The sequence below is a fragment of the Pedobacter sp. 05L430 genome (assembly GCF_056397585.1).
The window spans coordinates 26779-46062 of the sequence record NZ_JBFTNT010000014.1; the positions used below are offsets into that span (position 1 = coordinate 26779).

17 protein-coding genes are annotated in these 19284 nt (G+C 42.5%); 13 read left to right on the plus strand and 4 right to left on the minus strand.

The annotated features are described in order from the left end of the window. Nucleotides 1-13: 13 nt before the first annotated feature. The 12 genes from AC1DG9_RS05325 (at nt 14) to AC1DG9_RS05380 (ending at nt 15652) form a co-directional block, all read left to right on the plus strand. On the plus strand, nt 14-259 hold the full coding sequence (locus tag AC1DG9_RS05325; RefSeq protein ID WP_288883961.1) for a hypothetical protein: 246 nt from the start codon (nt 14-16) through the stop codon (nt 257-259). A 78-nt stretch (nt 260-337) separates the two neighbouring features. Beyond that, nucleotides 338-3058, plus strand: a complete 2721-nt coding sequence (locus AC1DG9_RS05330; protein ID WP_477634375.1) for a GH116 family glycosyl hydrolase — start codon at nt 338-340, stop codon at nt 3056-3058. Nucleotides 3059-3071: 13 nt separating this feature from the next. Beyond that, a complete protein-coding gene (locus AC1DG9_RS05335; RefSeq protein WP_337717372.1) occupies nt 3072-3668 on the plus strand; it encodes an RbsD/FucU domain-containing protein in 597 nt (198 codons plus the stop codon). Between the two features lie 16 nt (nt 3669-3684). Beyond that, nucleotides 3685-4269 carry a Crp/Fnr family transcriptional regulator gene (locus tag AC1DG9_RS05340; protein WP_172661150.1) on the plus strand — a complete coding sequence of 195 codons (585 nt, stop codon included), beginning with the start codon at nt 3685-3687 and terminating at the stop codon, nt 4267-4269. Nucleotides 4270-4331: 62 nt separating this feature from the next. Beyond that, nucleotides 4332-4781: a DoxX family protein gene (locus tag AC1DG9_RS05345; RefSeq protein WP_477634376.1), complete on the plus strand. Its 450-nt coding sequence runs from the start codon at nt 4332-4334 to the stop codon at nt 4779-4781. 85 nt (nt 4782-4866) lie between these two features. Next, on the plus strand, nt 4867-5739 hold the full coding sequence (locus AC1DG9_RS05350; RefSeq protein WP_337717377.1) for a pirin family protein: 873 nt from the start codon (nt 4867-4869) through the stop codon (nt 5737-5739). A gap of 256 nt (nt 5740-5995) precedes the next feature. Beyond that, on the plus strand, nt 5996-8323 hold the full coding sequence (locus AC1DG9_RS05355) for a TonB-dependent receptor (RefSeq protein ID WP_288883959.1): 2328 nt from the start codon (nt 5996-5998) through the stop codon (nt 8321-8323). Between the two features lie 5 nt (nt 8324-8328). Continuing rightward, entirely contained in the window at nt 8329-9141 is an 813-nt protein-coding gene (locus AC1DG9_RS05360; protein WP_172661146.1) for a DUF4249 domain-containing protein, read from the plus strand. Between the two features lie 597 nt (nt 9142-9738). Continuing rightward, nucleotides 9739-10476: an ImuA family protein gene (locus tag AC1DG9_RS05365; protein ID WP_337717380.1), complete on the plus strand. Its 738-nt coding sequence runs from the start codon at nt 9739-9741 to the stop codon at nt 10474-10476. 11 nt (nt 10477-10487) lie between these two features. Next, nucleotides 10488-11996 (plus strand): Y-family DNA polymerase, encoded by a 1509-nt coding sequence (locus AC1DG9_RS05370; protein WP_172661145.1) that lies wholly within the window; start codon nt 10488-10490, stop codon nt 11994-11996. 10 nt (nt 11997-12006) lie between these two features. After that, complete coding sequence (locus AC1DG9_RS05375) at nt 12007-15183, plus strand: error-prone DNA polymerase (RefSeq protein WP_477634377.1); 3177 nt, start codon at nt 12007-12009, stop codon at nt 15181-15183. Nucleotides 15184-15370: 187 nt separating this feature from the next. Then, nucleotides 15371-15652: a hypothetical protein gene (locus tag AC1DG9_RS05380; RefSeq protein WP_477634378.1), complete on the plus strand. Its 282-nt coding sequence runs from the start codon at nt 15371-15373 to the stop codon at nt 15650-15652. A gap of 142 nt (nt 15653-15794) precedes the next feature. On the opposite strand, the gene AC1DG9_RS05385 is transcribed toward AC1DG9_RS05380, so the two are convergent. After that, nucleotides 15795-16142 (minus strand): hypothetical protein, encoded by a 348-nt coding sequence (locus tag AC1DG9_RS05385; protein WP_448635711.1) that lies wholly within the window; start codon nt 16140-16142, stop codon nt 15795-15797. A gap of 25 nt (nt 16143-16167) precedes the next feature. Here AC1DG9_RS05385 and AC1DG9_RS05390 point away from each other — a divergent pair, with 25 nt between their 5' ends. Then, nucleotides 16168-16416 carry a hypothetical protein gene (locus AC1DG9_RS05390; protein WP_337717382.1) on the plus strand — a complete coding sequence of 83 codons (249 nt, stop codon included), beginning with the start codon at nt 16168-16170 and terminating at the stop codon, nt 16414-16416. 203 nt (nt 16417-16619) lie between these two features. Here AC1DG9_RS05390 and AC1DG9_RS05395 read toward each other — a convergent pair whose 3' ends face one another. From AC1DG9_RS05395 to AC1DG9_RS05405, 3 genes are all read right to left on the minus strand, one after another. Further along, nucleotides 16620-17684, minus strand: coding sequence for an SO2930 family diheme c-type cytochrome (locus AC1DG9_RS05395; protein WP_477634379.1), 1065 nt, complete (start codon nt 17682-17684; stop codon nt 16620-16622). Nucleotides 17685-17696: 12 nt separating this feature from the next. Next, nucleotides 17697-18980 carry a parallel beta-helix domain-containing protein gene (locus AC1DG9_RS05400; protein WP_288883952.1) on the minus strand — a complete coding sequence of 428 codons (1284 nt, stop codon included), beginning with the start codon at nt 18978-18980 and terminating at the stop codon, nt 17697-17699. A 1-nt stretch (nt 18981) separates the two neighbouring features. After that, a partial coding sequence (locus tag AC1DG9_RS05405) for a hypothetical protein (protein ID WP_477634380.1) occupies nt 18982-19284 on the minus strand: 303 nt, incomplete at its 5' end.

Genomic DNA, 19284 nt, shown 5'->3' on the forward strand with positions numbered 1-19284 from the left:
AAAATTTAAGATCATGGGATTCGCAATTATCATGTTCATACGAATACTTTTTGGTGTTTGTATGGTATTTATCATCGGTTATATTTTTGGTGGGTTTTCTAAAAATCCAACCCTTGTTTCACTAACAAAAGTTGCCGCCATACTGGCAATTATATTGTTCATTGCAGCAAATGGATTATTGATGCGTTTTGCATTCAGCAGGCATGCCAATGGTAAAGCTGGCTGGCAGTGTACAGAACATAAAATGAAATTGCCATAGTATTAAGCGATTTTGGCAATTTCAAAATTATCTGGTATAAACTGTTTAGTTTTAATTAATTGAACCAGATAAATCAATATGCACAATAAACCATCCAATAGAAGAGATTTTATTAAAAAAGCCGGCCTGCTTACGGCTAGTCTGGCAGCGGTACAGTTCCCGGTATGGGGTAAAAGTATATTTGCGTTAGACTATCCTCTTCACAACATACCCGAAAGTAAAGGCTTAGATCCACAATGGGTCAAATCTCTTTACAACCGGGGCGAAGAGACGGCTTATTATAAAAGTAAAAATGAATTTAAATATATTGGAATGCCTGTTGGCGGCCTTCACGCCGGAACCGTATATGTAGGTGGCGATGGACGGCTCTGGTTATGGCAAATTTACAATGAAACATTCGAAGGTGCACAAGAAGGGATAGAACCTAAAACCGTGAACTGGAATGACGGAACAGAAGTAAGAAAGATCCGTGCCAGAGATGGCTCGGCTTACATTGAGCCGGCCATTGCCAACAATAAACGGGTATTAGAGCAGGGTTTTGCCGTAAAGGCMGTTGTGAATGGCAAAACCTTTATTAAAGAATTAAGTGAAGAGCATTGGGATGAGATCGAATTTAAGCCAGCCTATCCAATAGCTACCATAAAATACAGCAGTAAAGATTTCCCTGTTTCAGTATACCTAAAGGTGTATTCACCATTTATTCCTTTAGATGCGCAGAATTCGGCTTTGCCTGCAACCATTTTACGAATAGAAATAAAGAATACCACCACCAGCAATATCAATGTTTCTGTATTGGGCTGGATGGAAAATGGGGTTAACAAGTTAAGCGGAAAACCAAATACCGGAAAAAGGAAAAATGAGGTGGTAACAGCTGAAAACTCGAGCAGCATCTTCTCTTCGTTTGACGCCCTTACTGATGATCTGAAAAATGCGCAAGACAGCGGAACCATGTGTTTTACCTTGCACAAAGCAAAAGGAAAAACATATGCTGCTATTGAGCCCTGGCCGGTTACGGGCAAGCATTTCAATGCTGCGGCTACCAGTTCTGCAGCTGCAGATGCACCTGAAAAACTGGTTGGAGGAATTGAATTTGGAGAGACTGTTAGTCCCGGAAAATCTCTTAAAGCCGATTATTCAATCAGCTGGCATTTCAACAATGCAAATGTTAACCTCAAGAAAATAGTTAAGGACGCAGAACAAGGGTTTCATTACGCTACCAGATTTAAGGACRCCGGTGCAGTAAGTGCATACCTGCAATCAAATTTTGAAAAGCTAACAAATACAACCGAGTTGTGGAGTACCACATGGAATGACGCTACGCTTCCACACTGGTTCCTGGAGCGCACGTTTATTAATATTGATACACTGGCAACGGCAAATACTTATCGTTTTGCTGACGGCCGCTTCTGGAGCTGGGAGGGCGTTGGTGCTTGTGCCGGAACCTGTACGCACGTATGGCAATATGCACAAGCGGTTGCCAGGATATTTCCTGAACTGGAGCGCGACCTGAGACACCGTGTAGATCTAGGTGTTGGGTTTAAGGAAGACAGTGGCGCCATTATATTCCGTGCAGAAAACGAAAACAGACCGGCCATTGACGGGCAAGCAGGCACTGTACTCAGGTTTTACCGTGAGCATCAAATGAGTGCCAACAATACTTTTCTGCAAACCAACTGGCCAAAAATCAAAAAGGCAACCCAGTTCATGTTAGACCAGGATAAGAATGGTGATGGTATGACGGATACACCAATGGAGAATACCCTTGATGCAGTATGGGAAGGTGAAATTGCATGGATTGTTGGTCTTTGTATTGCTGCGGCAAGAGCAGGCCAGGCCATGGCAGAGGAAATGAACGACACTGCATTTGCACAGACTTGTGAAACCTATGTAACCAACGGTCGCAAGAATATGGAACAAGAACTGTTTAATGGCGAATACTTTATTCATCGGCCAGATAAGGTTCAGGGTCGTAAAAACCTGGGCTCCTATAATACCTGTCATATTGATCAGGTATACGGCCAAAGCTGGGCGTTTCAGGTAGGATTACCAAGGGTATTGAGTAAAGACAAAGCCATTGCTGCTCTAAAAGCCTTATGGAAATATAACTTTACTGCCGATGTTGGCCCATACATCAAAACCCATGTTGGTGGCAGGCCATATGCCTTGCCAGGAGAGGGTGGAATGGTCATGAATACCAATCCGCATAACGAACCTAAGCCTTTTGGAGAGAATGTAACCTGGCAACTCGGGTACTTTCACGAATGTATGAGCGGATTTGAACATCAGGTTGCAGCACACCTGATGGCCGAAGGTATGGTACAAGAGAGCCTGATTCTTACACGATTTATTCACGACAGGTATCATGCAGCTAAAAGAAACCCATTCAATGAGATAGAGTGCAGCGACCATTATGCAAGGGCTATGGCAAGTTATGGGACCTTTATTAACGCATGTGGTTTTGAGTACCATGGCCCTAAAGGTTATATCAAATTCGCGCCTGCCTGGAAAGCAGAGGATTTTAAAGCTCCCTTTACTTCAGCTAATGGATGGGGCAGCTATACACAGAAAAAAACAGGCGCTAAACAATTACACACCATACACCTGAAATATGGCGAGTTGCAGTTACAGGAACTGGCTTTTAACAAAATAGGCTCAGGCACTGTAAAATCTGTTTCCGTAATGCTGGGCGCTCAAAATATTCCTGTCCAATTTAAACAGAACGGTGCCGAATTGCAGATTACCAGCAATAAGAAGATCAGCGTTAAAACCAATGAGCGTTTAAATATTACCTTTTCATAGATAGATAAGTAGCATGAAAAAATTAGATGATATGTTTAAAAAACTGCTTACAGTTTTATTGTTTACTACAGCAGTAATCTTGTCTGGTTGCCAGGAACCTGCAAGCAAAACAAACGGAGATGTTGCGAATAAGGATCAGAACTGGAAAGAACAACTTAATCAGAAACTGCCTATGCTGGGTCACAGGAATTGGATTCTTGTTGTCGATAAAGCCTTTCCAGAGCAAAATGCTCAGGGAATGGAATACATTTATATTAATGAAGGTTTGCTGCCTGTTTTAAAACAGGTACTTACACAAATCAATTTGTCTAACCATGTTAAACCGATTATCTATCAGGATAAGGAGTTAGGTTTTATTACAGAAAGTCAGGCCAAGGGGGTTAAGCAGTTTGTACAGGAATCAAAAACAATTTTTGGCAATCAAACTGTTCAAACGATGCTTCATGATTCCGTATTCAGGAAATTGGATACGGAATCGAAACTGTTTAAAGTTCTGGTCATTAAAACAAATGAGACCATTCCCTATACTTCGGTCTTTTTACAGTTGGATTGTGCTTACTGGAATGGTGATAAAGAAAAACAGTTGCTGGATGCATTGAATACTCAATAGAGCTATCTTTATAGCTATGAATTGTAATTTCGATAAAATAAAGTCGGCAATTTCTGGATTTGTAGCGCTTACTGATGAAAAGTGGAATGCCTTTTCTTCCGGTTTACTTTTAAAAACATTCAAAAAGGGCGATTTTCTAATCAGAGAAGGACAGACTGAAAATTATATCTACTTTCTGAATGCAGGTGCAACCCGGAATTACTTTTTGAAAGATGGCCGGGATTATACCGTAGATTTCCAATTTGAAGGCGATTTTGTAACCGCTTATCTCTCTTTCATTAGCAGAGAACCAAGCCCTATTTTTATTGAGCTTTTAGAAGAGGCTGAAGTAGTTGCTATTCCTTATAGACACTTACAGGAATTCTATAAAAAAGATCATGAAGGAGAAAGAATTGGCCGCTTAATGGCTGAATTTCAATACGTAAAACGCTTGCGAAAGGAAATGGATCTTCTTGCTTTTACTGCTGAAGAACGGTATGCGTTACTTTTAAGTAAAAATCCTGAGTTGATACAGAATATTTCTGTTAAACATTTGTCCTCCTATTTAGGGATTCAGCCCGAAAGCCTTAGTCGGATCCGTAAGCTTCAAGTGCGAAACTAACATATGTCATTTTTTTCGCAGCTATCATTCTGCAACTTTGTTGAACATTAAAACAAAGAACAATGAAGCCCCTATTTATATTATTAATAACTTTTTTATTGTATTCGATTATCTCGAGATTTATAACGGGAAACTGGAATTTTACATTCGGGGGCAATCTGGCAATGCTGGCTATGCTCTGCTTCACTGCAATAGGGCATTTCATTTATGCAAAAGRAATGGCCCTAATGATACCACCCGTAATTCCATTTAAAGATTCCATCGTATTTTTAACTGGAATTATGGAAATTGTTTTGGGAATAGCCTTGTTGTTCCCTGCAGTTAGGCCTTATGCAGGGTACTTCCTAATCATTTTCTTTATACTTCTTTTGCCTGCAAACATATATGCCTCAATGCATAGCATCAACTATGAAACTGCAAAGTTTGATGGGAAAGGGATGTCTTATTTGTGGCAGCGCATCCCTCTTCAATTGTTTTTTATAGGTTGGGTGTGGTACTTTTCTGTCAAATAACCAGGCCATACTTCTTATCCTAGATCAATTAACAGCTCATCTATTTAGGATAACTTTGTGTTATACTATCAAAAGGAGAATTAAAATGAAAAAGTTAATTGAAAAAATCGTGATAAATTCTGATCGCCCGCATATGGTTGGCGATGGGTTTAGGGTATTTAATTATATCCCGGGCGCTGGCATTCCGCAGGAGAGAATAAGTCCGTTTTTACTATTGGACTTTAATCCTGAATATGATTTTGGGCCTTCAGATCACCTTAGAGGTGTTGGTGTTCACCCACATAAAGGTTTCGAAACAGTAACCATTGCTTACAAAGGAAGTGTTGCACACCACGATAGTACCGGAAGTAGCGGAATAATCAATGCTGGTGACGTACAATGGATGACTGCCGGTAATGGAATCTTGCATAAAGAATATCATGAAGAGACTTTCTCTAAAAAAGGAGGACCTTTTGAAATGGTTCAGTTATGGGTTAACCTTCCTAAAAAGGACAAATCAACAGCTCCGCATTATCAGGAGTTGACCAAAGATGGCATGGGTAAAGTGCAGCTTGCAGACAATGGCGGCGAGGTAAATGTAATTGCCGGAAACTTCAATGGTGTTGCAGGTCCTGCAGAAACATATAGTCCGGTGAACCTGTTTGACATCAAATTGAATGAAGGAGCCGAAACGACTACCAGTATTCCGGCCGGTCATAATACCGCTTTATTAGTTGTAAACGGAAGTGTTCAGGTAAACGATGAAATAGTTGGAGAACATAGCTTTGTTTTATTTGAAAATAAAGGCGAAGAGATTCACATTAAAGCAAATCAGCAAAGTGTTGTTTTGTTGTTAAGCGGGGAACCTTTGAATGAACCTATTGTAAGCTACGGACCGTTCGTAATGAATACTGAAGCAGAAATCAGAGAAGCGATCACTGATTTCAACATGGGGAAATTTGGCGTGTTGGAAGATTAGAAATAGATTACCAATGACAGATGTTTAAAGCTGTCGTCATCTCGACGATAGGAGAGGTCTCTTGCCTGTGTTATTCAGGAGATCTCTCTCTTCTTTCGAGATGACGATTGTCATTACCACTTTTTTGTATTATTGTTACTCCCTACAATTCAAAGGAGTTTTTGAACACTTCATTACTTATTTTGTCCGTTTCATCAGTTTTTTGGAGGTGATGGTATACTAATACGATAATTTTGCGGTTAATTACCAAAACACTATGAAAGTATATCTCTTTTTCCTCTTATTTTCTATTACTTCAGTACCATTCTTCTTATCTGCACAGCAGCGTTTCGCCATTAGTGGTACKGTAAGGGATGCTTCAACCGGAGAAACCTTGATTGGAGCAACGGTTAGATTGCAAAGTGCCACGCAAAATTCAGGTATTGCTACAAATGCATACGGATTTTATTCCCTAACAGCCGATGGAGGCGAGTATAGCCTCATCGTAAGCTACAGTGGCTACCAGAGCAATACTCAAAAAATCACCTTAAACAAGGCCTTAAAACTAAATATAGAACTTGCTGCCGTTTCAGATTTGCAGGAGGTAGTAATAAGTGCCAGTGAAAGGAAAAATGAAAATGTAAAGAGCCCTCAAATGGGTCTCAACAAGATCAATATGGCCGATCTTGACAATGTACCTATTCTATTCGGCGAAAAGGATGTTCTGAAAACCATACAGCTTTTACCGGGAGTAAAGGCAGGAGGAGAGGGCAATACAGGTTTTTTTGTACGCGGAGGAGCTGCCGATCAGAACCTGATCCTTTTAGACGAGGCCACAGTATATAATTCATCTCACTTGTTGGGTTTCTTTTCAACCTTTAATGCCGATGCCATAAAGGACGTAAGTTTGTACAAAGGTGGCATGCCATCGCAATATGGAGGCAGATTGTCATCAGTGCTTGATGTTAAAATGCAGGATGGTAATGATAAAGAATATGGCTTTGAAGGTGGACTAGGGCTCATCGCCTCACGCATAAAAGCAGAAGGACCAATCGTTAAGAATAAAAGCTCTTTTATGATTAGCGCCCGACGCACCTATGTAGATCTTTTGCTTAAAGCCTCGGGCGATTCGGCATTAAAGAACAATACGTTAAACTTTTACGACATTAATGCCAAGGTGAATTACAAGTTTGACGATAAGAATACGCTGTTTCTTTCAGGCTATTTTGGGCAGGATAATATTGGTATCAAAGACCTTTTTGCAAACGATTGGGGCAATACAACAGCTACTATCCGTTGGAACCATGTATTTAACAACAGGTTGTTTTCAAATACATCTTTGATCTATAACAAGTACAACTATGCCATAGAACTGCTCGATGAAAATAGCAATGCCAAGGTAAAATCCTTGATCAGAGATTTTAATTTTAAAGAAGACCTGCAATATTATACCAGTAACCACATCCTAAGATTCGGATTGCAGGCCACACACCATAGAATAGCACCATCTGACATTACCGCATCGGCCAATTCGAGCTTCAACCCTCTTTCTATAGAGAACAGGTACGGATTAGAAATGGCTGTATACGCTTCAGACGAATGGACCATTGGCGATAAATTTAATTTATTATATGGTTTAAGATTAAGCCAGTTTTCCCTTTTGGGGCCCGGTACAATAAATACATATGACAGTTCAGGAGAAGTAAGTTCCTCATCAACCTATAAAAGCGGTGAATTTGTTAAAAATTACTTCAACCTGGAACCGCGTCTTTCGGCAAGTTACACCTTAAATGAGCGAAACTCTGTAAAGGCATCATACAACCGAAATACCCAAAATATCCATATCCTTAGCAATTCAGGCACCAGCTCTCCAACAGATCAATATGTAATGAGCAGCAATAACATTAAGCCCGAGATTGCAGATCAGGTAGCTTTAGGGTTTTTCAAAAATAGCGAAAGCAATGCTTACGAATTTTCTGCCGAGGTGTATTATAAATGGTTGCAAAATCAGATAGATTATAGAGATGCTGCTGAACTAACAGCTAATAAAGATGTTGAATCTGAATTGTTGTATGGCAAGGGCAGGGCATACGGACTTGAGCTTTATGGTAAAAAAACCAAAGGCAAGCTTACCGGTTGGTTGAGCTATACCCTTTCAAAAACCGAAAGGCAGTTTGATGAAATCAATAAAGGCAAATATTATAATGCAAAGCAAGACCGTACACATGACCTGGCTTTGGTTGCCATGTACAACCTTAGTCGCCGCTGGTCGGTATCAGCTAATTACATTTACAGCACTGGTAATGCCGTAACCTATCCGGCCGGAAAATATAATGTAGGTGGTCTTACCACTTATTATTATACCGATAGAAACGCCAACAGAATGCCATATACTTCCCGTTTAGATTTAGGGGCAACATTAAAGGCTAAGGAAACCAAGAAATTCCGTTCTAGCTGGACATTCAGTGTTTACAATGCATTGAACCGCAAAAACCCTTATTCTATCCAGTTCCGCGATAAAGAAAATGATCCAACACGTACCGAAGCAGTGCAAACCAGCCTTTTTGGCATTATTCCTTCGGTAACTTACAACTTTAAATTTTAATAGTGATGTTAAGAAAAATCAAATATTTAAGTCTGTTACTTGCAGTATCCTTTAGCATATGTTCATGTGAAAAAGTGATAGACGTTGAGCTTAATACTTCTCCAAATCAGTTGGTGATAGAAGGCAACATTACCAATAAATTGGGGATGCAAACCATTAAAATAAGTCAATCGGTTGCTTATACTGAACCTAACGATTACCCGGCTGTTCAAGGTGCCGTAGTAAATGTAACTGATGATCAGGGCAGTTCATGGATCTTTACCGAAAGCACACCCGGCAGCTATACTTTTGGTGCGTTCAAAGGAGAACCGGGCCGCACATATAGCCTTAAAGTAAATATAAATAATGTGCTTTATACTGCTTCTTCAACCATGCCAGATTCTGTAGGCATTGATTCGCTTGATGTTAAAGTATTTAATTTTGGTAGCGAAAAGCAAAAGCAGGCACAGGTACATTATAAAGATCCTGCCGGAATTGCCAATCAGTACCGGTTTGTGCTAAAAGTGAATGGTTTTCAATCGAGAAGTGTGTATTCTGAAAATGATCGCTTTACCGATGGAAACAATGTTCCGAGTGTGATGTTTTTTAATGGGAAAAATGATGATGACGATGAGCTGAAAACAGGCGATAACGTAGAAGTTGAGATGCAGTGTATAGATAAAAATGTATTTACTTACTGGAATACATTAAGTCAGCAATCACAGAATGGTCCTGGTGGTGGTGTTACTCCAGGTAACCCGCCTTCAAATATTAGCAATGATGCCCTGGGGTATTTCAGCGCACATACGGTTAGCAAAAAAGAAATGGTAGTGAAGTAGGGACAGATGGATATCACCCTTGACCGTCATTACTCTTCTCCGTCATCCCGAACGAAGAGAGAGATCCCTTGTTTAGGCGTAGTCCAAGAGATCTCTCTCTTCGTTCGGGATGACGTGAGGATGAAAAAAGTCCTGTATCATAATTATGATACAGGACTTTTTTTTATTAATAAATTTTTCAATTAATCTCCTTTTGTATAGCACTCAATATGTTAATGCTAGTACCTGGGTCTCGACTGAATCAAGGCAAATTAAGGACTGCGATAGGATTCTTTCGGAAAACAGGTACCTTTTTCCGAAGGAATGTCGATGCTGCCTCGATGCTGCCTCGACGCTGTCTTCAAGCTGGCCTTAGCAATCACACTATTATGTCCGGTGTTGGTACAGTAAACGTCGTCCTTGCCCTTCCCTTCATCGCCCTGCCTCGTCATCTCCTTTGGTTAACCAAAGGAGATGACGGGAGTTTTAGGATTTTAGCGAGAAAAATCGAGCGTAAAAATTCTTTCTCATTTTATTTATAATACTAATATTTTTAGTATTATATTTGTTTGTTCATTTGCATTGCTAATACAATGATTCAAGAAAGGGGATAACATCATGAACGCAAAACAGGAATTGGTTAGTAAATTACAACAGGATATTCTGCTGTGGCAGGGCTTTAAACTGCAAGGTAAAGAAGCTGCTGAGGCGATTGGCCTTGGTGAGCTGGAAAACGTATTTCCAAACGGGGTTTTTCCGAAAAAGGCCATTCATGAATTTATTACGGTGCTGCCCGAACATGCGGCAGCGAGCGATGGTTTTATCGGTGGCTTGCTTTCGGTATTGATGAAGGATGGCGCTGCTTGTGTATGGATCAGTACTGCAAGAAAGTTATTCCCGGTTTCCCTTTGTCTGTTCAACGTAGAACCCGAGCGGATCATTTTTATGGATGTTACCAGGGAAAAAGATGTGCTCTGGATTATGGAGGAGGCTTTAAAATGTGAAGGTCTTGCTGCTGTGGTGGCGGAGTTGAATGAACTGAGTTTGATTGAATCCCGTAGACTCCAGCTTGCGGTGGAAGGTTCTGGTGTGACGGGTTTTATTTTACGTAAAGACGCCCGTAAGGCCGTAAGTACGGTGGCTTCAGCGCGCTGGAAGATCAGCCCGGTACCCAGTGTAACCGAGGATGAAATGCCTGGTGTGGGTTTCCCTCGCTGGAAGGTGGAGCTGACCAAAGTCCGTAATGGAAATCCGGGAAGCTGGATCATGGAATGGGGAGGAGATCGTTTTGTGGAAGTACTTCCAGCCTTGAAAACAGCAGCATGGTACGATCAAGAGGAAAGACAAATTGGTTAAACGGCTAAAAAATGCAAAAGCGTTATGTTTCGATATGGTTCCGTCATTTGCTGGCAGACTGGCAGCTGATCCGCCGGCCGGAACTTTGTGACATTCCTTTTGTTTTCGCAGCGCCCGATCATGGGCGCAATATGATTACTGCGACAAGTCCTTTAGCTGCTTCGCAGGGAATTGAGATAGGAATGCGTGCAGCTGATGCCAAGGCCCTTTGCCCGGGACTGGAGGTTTTGGATGATAAAGCCGGGCGCACTACCATATTGCTGAAAGGACTTGGAGAGTGGTGTGTGCGTTATTCACCCGTGGTGATGGCCGATGATTTTTCGGTAGATGGGTTGTTCCTGGATGTAAGTGGCTGTACCCACCTTTGGGGCGGGGAACGGGAATACCTGAAAGAAATCGTATCCAGGTTAAAAAGCAAGGGTTATACGGTTCGTGTGGCGATGGCTGATACTGCCGGTGCCGCATGGGCAATAGCTCGTTTTGGAAAAGTAACTCCTTTGATTGCACCCGGGACGCATACAGAAGCCCTGCTTGCGTTGCCGCCAGAAGCCTTGCGTTTACCGGAAAATACACTGGCTAAGCTGAGCAAGCTTGGTTTTTACCGGATCAGGAGTTTTATAGGTATGCCGCGCTCGGTGCTGCGCAGGCGTTTCGGAGAGGATTTTTTGGCCCGTTTGGGGCAGGCTTTGGGTACAGTTGATGAGTTGATTACTCCTTTGCAGGTGCCTGTTCTTTTTCAGGAACGCTTGCCTTGTCTGGAGCCGATTAAAACCCGCATTGGCATTGAAGTGGCGATCAGCCGATTACTGGAGCATTTGTGTCTGCGACTGCAAAATGAGGGCAAGGGCTTAAGGACAGGGGTGCTGACTTGTTATCGTATTGATGGCAAGGTGGTACAAGTTTCTATAGGAACCAGCGGGGCAACCTGTAGCGTCAGTCATTTGTTTAAACTTTTCGAGTTGAAGATCGATCAGATCCGCCCGGCCCTGGGCATTGAACTGTTTGTGTTGGAAGCGCCTAAAGTGGATGATATTTTACCCGGACAAGAAGCGCTTTGGGCGGGTAAGCCCGGACTGGATGATCAGAGTGTGATCCAGCTGCTGGACAGGGTAACCGGTAAAATGGGGCCTGATGTGATTCATCGTTATGTCCCTGCAGCTCGCTATTGGCCGGAACGATCTGCGAACCGGGCAGTTTCCATTACTGAAAAACCGATAGCCCAATGGCATATTGACAGACCGCGCCCAACAGAATTGTTGAGTAAACCTGTCCCAATCGAAGTAATGGCCTTGATACCCGATCATCCGCCAAAGTTTTTTATTTATATGGGCATCAGGCATGTTGTGGTGAAGGCCGATGGTCCTGAGCGCATAGAACGGGAGTGGTGGTTAGATGTAGGAGAGCACAGGGATTATTACCAGGTGGAAGATGAACTGGGACAGCGTTACTGGCTGTTCCGTTCGGGTCACTATGGGGGCGAGCAGCGGTACCAATGGTTTATACATGGTTTTTTTGCATGAAGAATGAGATATGGAATACAGTGAATTACAGGTGACTTCTAATTTCAGCTTTCTAAGGGGGGCTTCCCATCCCCATGAACTGGTGGATCAGGCAGCTGCTTTCGGCTATAAAAAGGTAGCCATTACTGATCGCAATACGGTGGCAGGCATTGTTCGTGCACACGCTGCAGCTAAAGAAAAAAACATTCAGATCATTCCCGCCTGTCGCCTGGATTTACTGGATGGGCCAAGTTTACTGGCTTATCCTACGGACAAAGATGCTTATTGCAGACTTTCGGCTTTATTAACGGTTGGGAATCTGCGTGCGGAAAAAGGTTCCTGCCATTTGAATAAGGCGGATGTTTATGAACACGCTGAAGGGATGTTGTTTACCGTTGTGATGCCTGGTGTGCTGAACCGTCATTTCAATTTTGAGGATTCCTTTGTTAAGGATTTTGAGGAATATGGGGAAGCTTTGGGTAAGCAGTTATACCTTTCTGCAACACGTACGTACCTGGGTAATGATGATAAGTTGATCTTTCGCATCCAGCAGTTATCTGCTAGGTTTGGAATACCTGTTGTAGCCACCGGTGATGTGCATTACCACAATCCTTCCAGAAGGGAATTACAGGATGTGCTGACCTGTGTGAGAGAAAAGTGTACCATCAAGGAGGCTGGTTTCAGGTTGCATCAGAATGCGGAACGTTATATGAAACCGATTGCCGAAATGCACCGCTTGTTCCGTAATTATCCCGAAGCGATCCGCAATACGATGCACATCACTGAGGCATGTGCTTTCGCACTGGATGAACTGAAATATGTATATCCGGAGGAGATCAACAAAAGCGGTCGTTCGCCATTGGAAGAGCTGGAATACCTGTGTTTTAAAGGCGCACATGCATTTTATGGGGAGGTTATCCCGGAAAARGTATTGAACATGATTGCCCATGAAATGGACTTTGTGCGGAAGATGGATTATGCGAATTACTTCCTTTTTGTGGAAGACATTGTCCGCGAAGCGAGAAGCCGAGGCATTTTATGCCAGGGAAGGGGATCAGCGGCCAATTCAGCAATTTGTTTCTGTCTGGGTGTAACCTCAGTAGACCCTATGAAGTTCGACTTGCTTTTCGAGCGTTTTATTTCTTCGGACAGGAATGAACCGCCCGATATTGATGTGGACTTTGAGCATGAACGTCGGGAGGAAATCATGCAGTACATTTATACCAAGTATGGCCGTGACCGTGCAGCGATTGTGGCGACGGTAACACAGCTGCACCAGAAAGGTGCTTTGCGAGATGTGGGCAAGGCCATGGGTTTATCTGTGGATACCATTAACAGGTTATCCAGTTCAGTATGGGAGTTTACAGACGAATGGTTTGAGGGCAAGCGTGTGACTGAACAGGATTTGAATCCCCGGGATCCGCATTTGATGAAGACCTTGCAACTGACCGCGCAGATGATGGGTTTCCCCAGACAATTGGGCCAGCATACCGGTGGTTTTGTGGTGACCAATGGGAAGCTGACTGATCTCTGTCCGATCCTGAATGCGCGTATGGAAGACCGTACGAATATTGAGTGGAACAAGGACGATATTGATGCTTTGGGTTTTCTGAAAGTGGATGTATTGGCTTTGGGTATGCTGACTTGTATCCGCAAGGCTTTTGACTTGTGCAAAGCGCATTATGGTTTAGATCTGACCCTGGCCAATATCCCTCAGGATGATCCGGAGGTCTATGATATGATTAGTGCTGCGGATACACTGGGGGTATTCCAGATTGAAAGCAGGGCACAGATGTCCATGCTGCCCAGGTTAAGGCCCAAATGTTTTTATGATTTGGTGATTGAGGTTGCCATTGTCAGGCCTGRCCCCATACAGGGAGATATGGTGCATCCTTATTTGAGGAGACGTAATGGTGATGAACTTGTGGAATACCCTTCCGCTGAATTAAAAGAAATTTTAGAAAGAACCTATGGTGTGCCGCTATTTCAGGAACAGGCAATGAAAATTGCCATTGTAGCCGCAGGATTTACACCCGCCGAAGCAGATGGACTGCGTCGCAGTATGGCCACTTTTAAGTATACCGGAACGGTTAATTTGTATGAACAGAGGCTGGTCGAGGGGATGATGAAAAAGGGATATACCGAGGAGTTTGCCAAACGGATTTTCAGGCAGTTGGAGGGTTTTGGGAGTTATGGTTTCCCCGAAAGTCATGCGGCAAGTTTTGCTTTGCTGGTTTATGTGTCCTGCTGGCTGAAACACTACTATCCGGATGCCTTCGCTACAGCCTTGCTCAATAGTATGCCAATGGGCTTTTACCAGCCTGCGCAGATTGTAATTGATGCACAAAAACATGGTGTGGAGGTTCGGCCAGTTGATATCAATTATTCTACATGGGATAATTTGCTGGAAGAAAAATCAGGGAAGTATTGTGCGATCCGTTTGGGTTTCCGGCAGATTAAAGGTTTAGGGCAGGAGGAGATGGATGTTTTGGTGAATTGCAGGGGAAATGAGTACAGGACAGTTACGGCCTTACGTGATGCAGGAATAGCGATTAATACACTGGAAAGACTGGCAGATGCTGATGCTTTCCGCTCGATTGGGTTGGACCGCAGAAAAGCATTATGGGAGGTTTCTGCCTTGCAGGATATGCCAGTGGTGATTTTTAAAGGGCAACCCTCAGAAAGTATGTTGGAGGCACAGGTGGAATTGCCGTTGATGAGCAAAGGAGAACATGTGGTTCAGGATTATGCTACCGTAGGCTTATCGTTAAAAGCACACCCGGTGAGCTTTGTGCGATCACAACTGGAGATGCTGCGCATCTTGTCCTGCCATCAGATCAATAAGGAGGCGCAGAACGGACAATTGGTGAAGGTTGCCGGGCTCGTGCTGGTTCGACAACGACCGGGAACTGCCGGTGGGGTATGTTTTATTACCATTGAGGATGAGACTGGCTTTAGCAATCTGGTGGTATTTGAAAAGTTTTTTGATACCTACCGGAAAGAGATTTTGCATTCCAGGCTGTTGATGGTGGAGGGGCGTTTGCAGCGGGAAGGAGAGGTGGTTCATGTCATTGTGAGCAAATGCGTGGATTTGACTAAACTGATGGGTAAATTGGTGCAGCGGGAGCAAGAGGATTTGCCAGTACTTACAACGGTTCCCGGGGAAGTTCCAAAGGGAACCTTTTATGGGGGAAGGAATTTTAAATAATTCAATTATGTATCTTTAAACAAACAATCTCTTTGATCATTACCTTTCTGATAATCTTAAAGCAATTATAGAAGATTAAGGATTACCGGAAGGTTTATTGAGATTGAAAAATACTTGAACCGCCAATTTTGGATCATTTAACAAAAAACACTTAGCACTTGTATATTCGAATTAAAAACCTCTCTAAATGACAAAGCCAAATTTTGATAAGTCGGAAACTTGTGGTAGCATTAAATTGCCTCTATCCAGCCGCGGTGAGGATCTTGAGACTATCTCAAGAAACAAATTGTCGTTGCTTTTTGATACCCGATATTTTGAGATTAGGCATGAACTTCAGAGAGGGTTTGCTGTTCAACTCAAGTCTACTGGATCAGTTAGAGTGAACAGGAACAGTTCAATTTCCTACCCAATAGAGGTAAGCAATATCAATTACACTACCATTCGGACTTTAGATGGGACACATCTTTAATACGGCAAATCAGGGTGAATATTCAAAAGCATACTGTTAATGATAGCGATATACAATCCTTATTGCTATTACTGGATACGGCCAAATCGTATGATAGCGGACTAGTCGCCTATGCTGACTGATGTCATACTTTGTTTATTTCTTAGGCTCTAAGCTGGCTCGTATTTCCTTTACTAGGGTTGCCATCTCCAAGGTTGGCCAGTATGCCAAGCATTTTTACCTCGGGGTTCCTTGACCTGAGGAAGAGCTCATAATTGACTTCGGAAATTCGGACCAGTTCATAGTTGTATTTGAAATTGAGTGCAATTGATGAGCTGAGTAAAGTGGTAACTGCCGCCCCAAAATCATCTGACGCCACAGATATTAAATAAAAAGATAAAGCCATTGCCGATGCAATTATTAACCCGGCTGTTGAGGCTGCTAAAGCCAAAGACAAAATCCCTGACTGGAAAACAATAGCCGCATCGGTAACGCAAAAGCATGATGCCACAACTGCCGACCGGACTGTTACCAGAGTGAAACTGTTTTTTTACTACGGTAAGGACTGGAAAGCTTTTGCCTCAGCAATTGTAAACTACACCGAGAAATATGAAGATACAGCCAACCTGGCTACCATAAATACCAATGCCAACTTTGTATTAGAGTATAGTGCAGACAAAGAGGAGCTTGCCAAAGCATTGGCATGGAGTAAAAAGCTTGTTGAAAAGGAATCCGATAATGCGGATTATAAAAAGACCTATGAGGCATTGAAGGAGAAACTGTAATAAAGATCCTTCCGCCACCCTTGCGGATTGTTAGTTAATAGAGGATCAGGGAATGGTTAGCCCTGATCTGGCCATACCAATTTGGTTTAACACTATTTAGGCTGAGTGCTGTGTTGATCTGGATGGATGCACAGCATTCATAAACTTAGGGAGTTTTGTGAATTAGGTTAGAACAGTCGGAAGAAATATACGGCTGTTCTTTTTTATTTTAAACTGTTTATCCATTCCCTGATCAATTTAATTCCTTCTTTATGAGGAAGGGTCCTTGCAAGCTCAGGCATAGCAGTGCCCGGCTCTGTGCTATTCATTCTGTAAGCTAAAATAGAATGGGTAGCATCGCCAGGTATAATATCATAATTAAGCCCGCCAGCTCCACCTCCGGCCGAAACCGGGGCTTTTCTGATCCCTAAATGATTGKGGTTGGTTTGCTCATATTCTAGAAACAGACCTGTATTATAGGCGTCGCCTCCTTTGGTATGACAGTGGGCACAGTTTATATCAAGGTATGCTCTTGCGCGTTGTTCCAGACTGTAATGCTTAGCATCGGCCCAGTTCGGTAATTGAGCAACCGCTCCCGTATCTGGCAATCCTTTAAGTACTCCTTTTGCTGCCCATGCCTTAAGTTGATTGGTACTTTGTCCGACAAGGGTAATGTTAAGGTTTCTGGCTTTTGGACCAATAGGGATTAACACATCATTTTTAATGTGGCAACGCTTGCAATCATTGGTGTTTGGTACCTGGTAATTTGTAAAGAGTTTATTGCCATCATTATCCAATAAGATAATCGGGATTTTTGCTCCGGTAATGTGTTTGATGGCCTCTGTTTGTTCTTTGTTCCACAGATAATTCATCACCTTCCAGTTCTTATCGGAAGGGTCTTTAACCAGTAGCCTTGTTTCGATCATTATTTTCTGATGATTGACATTGGTATAAGCAAAGTTTTTAACGATGATGGTTGAGTCAGGGAATTCAAGCGCACCCTGTGCCGTGTACTTCATTGCAGTACCTTTTGGTAAAACAATGAAGCGGTCTTTAACGGCATAATCTGTAAAGAGAGCGGTACTGATATCATAATGCAAAACCCCTTCATTGGGATCAAGATCCTTTAGTTTGTTTTTAAAGAAACCATAATCAGATAGTTTTTCTTTAAATACAAAGCCACTGTTTTGCACAGCCTGGCCGGTTTTGTTTTTACAACCCTGCTCACTTAAAATGGAAAGTGAAATACTGAAAAGGAGGAGAAACCCCAAAAGATAAGTTTTACGCATTGATACTGATTTTTACTTGCAGATATAAGGGGTAATGTTTGTGTTTGGTTTCCAGTTTTTAGGATTGCTGATGTTTAAAAAGTCGGCATTTACAAATAGGTTGTCGCCCGTTTGCTTTATGCAAATAGAATCCGGATTAACTGCTGTACCCTTGGTTAAGATATTGCTCGAGATKCCATCGTACATAATGAAAGGGATACGTTTGTTTTTTCTTGCCGGATCACTGGCATTTAACTGCTGTTCAACGGCTACTAATATTTTTCCAATACGGTGCTCATAGGCTGGCTGCGGAAAGGCGGGGCCCATTTCAATAGTATTGTTGTGAATATTGATGTTTTTTGAAATGGGAAAGTAATTGTCGTTTATTTTCTCGGCAGCTTTTTCATCAACTGCAAAGCCCGAAGCAATGGTTATTGAGGATGAATTGTTGTTAATGATCCGGTTGTTATAGATCTCAATATCTGATGCCGCCAATATAATAATACCGCTTCCGGGTGAGGCATTACCCACACCCCATGAGGTGCCAAAGCTGCCTGCCTTTGCAAAGTTTCTGAAATTATTATCGTGGATGTAATTGTTGTAGGCTTTAACATGGCCGCCTTTCTTTGAAAGATCCGGTAAGTCGAATACCAGAAAGCCCGCGGTGTTGTTATAAAATTCATTGTCGTAAACCTGGGCATTAGATGTGTTCTCGATTTCACAGCCTGCAACATTTTTTGCTGCTTTACATTTTCTTACCACTGCACTATCCGTTTGACCAACATAAATGCCTGCATCTGACGAGCCCTCTGTATAACAGTTTTCTATCAATACATTTTTGCACATTACAGGGTAAATGGCATAGCCACCGCTGGTTGAGTCGGCTTTACTCCAAACCGCATGGAGGTTGGTAATGGTAACATCCCGGCTCTTGTTAATCTTTAGCAGATCGCCTTTAGAATCGCGAATGGTCATGCCATCAATCACAAAGCCTTTTACATCTGTTACCCTGATCCCTTCGCCGCCCTGGCTTTGTTCTTTAAAGTCGAGAATAGTTTTGTCATGGCCATCGCCCTGTATCATGATGTGGTTCACCTGTGCAATGCTCAGGTTGTCGAATTTATAGGTGCCCTGCTTCAATAAAATTTGTGTGCTGTCTTTTATCGACAGGAAAGCTTCGGCAATTTTCTGTTCTTCGCCAGGTTTAAAGGTTAACCTGGTTTTGTAGTTTCCCGCTTGCGTTGATTTGTTTCCTGTGCAGGAAAACAAAGAAAGGGTAACAAGAAGGGCAATTAGTAATGATGGGATGGTTTTCATATTAAAGGATATTATATGCATAAGTTACATAATAGACCGCGCCAATATTTGGGTTGGCAACGCCGGTTGAATAGTATTTGTTGGTAATGTTTGTAGCACCCAGCCTTATGCCGGAACGTGCTTTGATAAGTTTGTAACTTACCTGGGCATCTATAACTGCTRAACTGGGAACCCTGCCCTCAGCTAAGCCACCCGAAACAACATAGAAATAGCCGGGCTTGTAACGTAGGGTAGTGCCAAACGACCATTCTTGCTTTTTGCCGAAACCGCTGTTGCCAAATTCCATGTTAACGTGGTAATGAGG

Coding starts and splice junctions, on each gene's coding strand:
- AC1DG9_RS05325 (WP_288883961.1), top strand. CDS start 14: ATGGGATTCGCAATTATCATGTTCATACGAATACTTTTTGGTGTTTGT.
- AC1DG9_RS05335 (WP_337717372.1), top strand. CDS start 3,072: ATGAAAAAATTAGATGATATGTTTAAAAAACTGCTTACAGTTTTATTG.
- AC1DG9_RS05340 (WP_172661150.1), top strand. CDS start 3,685: ATGAATTGTAATTTCGATAAAATAAAGTCGGCAATTTCTGGATTTGTA.
- AC1DG9_RS05350 (WP_337717377.1), top strand. CDS start 4,867: ATGAAAAAGTTAATTGAAAAAATCGTGATAAATTCTGATCGCCCGCAT.
- AC1DG9_RS05360 (WP_172661146.1), top strand. CDS start 8,329: ATGTTAAGAAAAATCAAATATTTAAGTCTGTTACTTGCAGTATCCTTT.
- AC1DG9_RS05365 (WP_337717380.1), top strand. CDS start 9,739: ATGAACGCAAAACAGGAATTGGTTAGTAAATTACAACAGGATATTCTG.
- AC1DG9_RS05370 (WP_172661145.1), top strand. CDS start 10,488: ATGCAAAAGCGTTATGTTTCGATATGGTTCCGTCATTTGCTGGCAGAC.
- AC1DG9_RS05380 (WP_477634378.1), top strand. CDS start 15,371: ATGACAAAGCCAAATTTTGATAAGTCGGAAACTTGTGGTAGCATTAAA.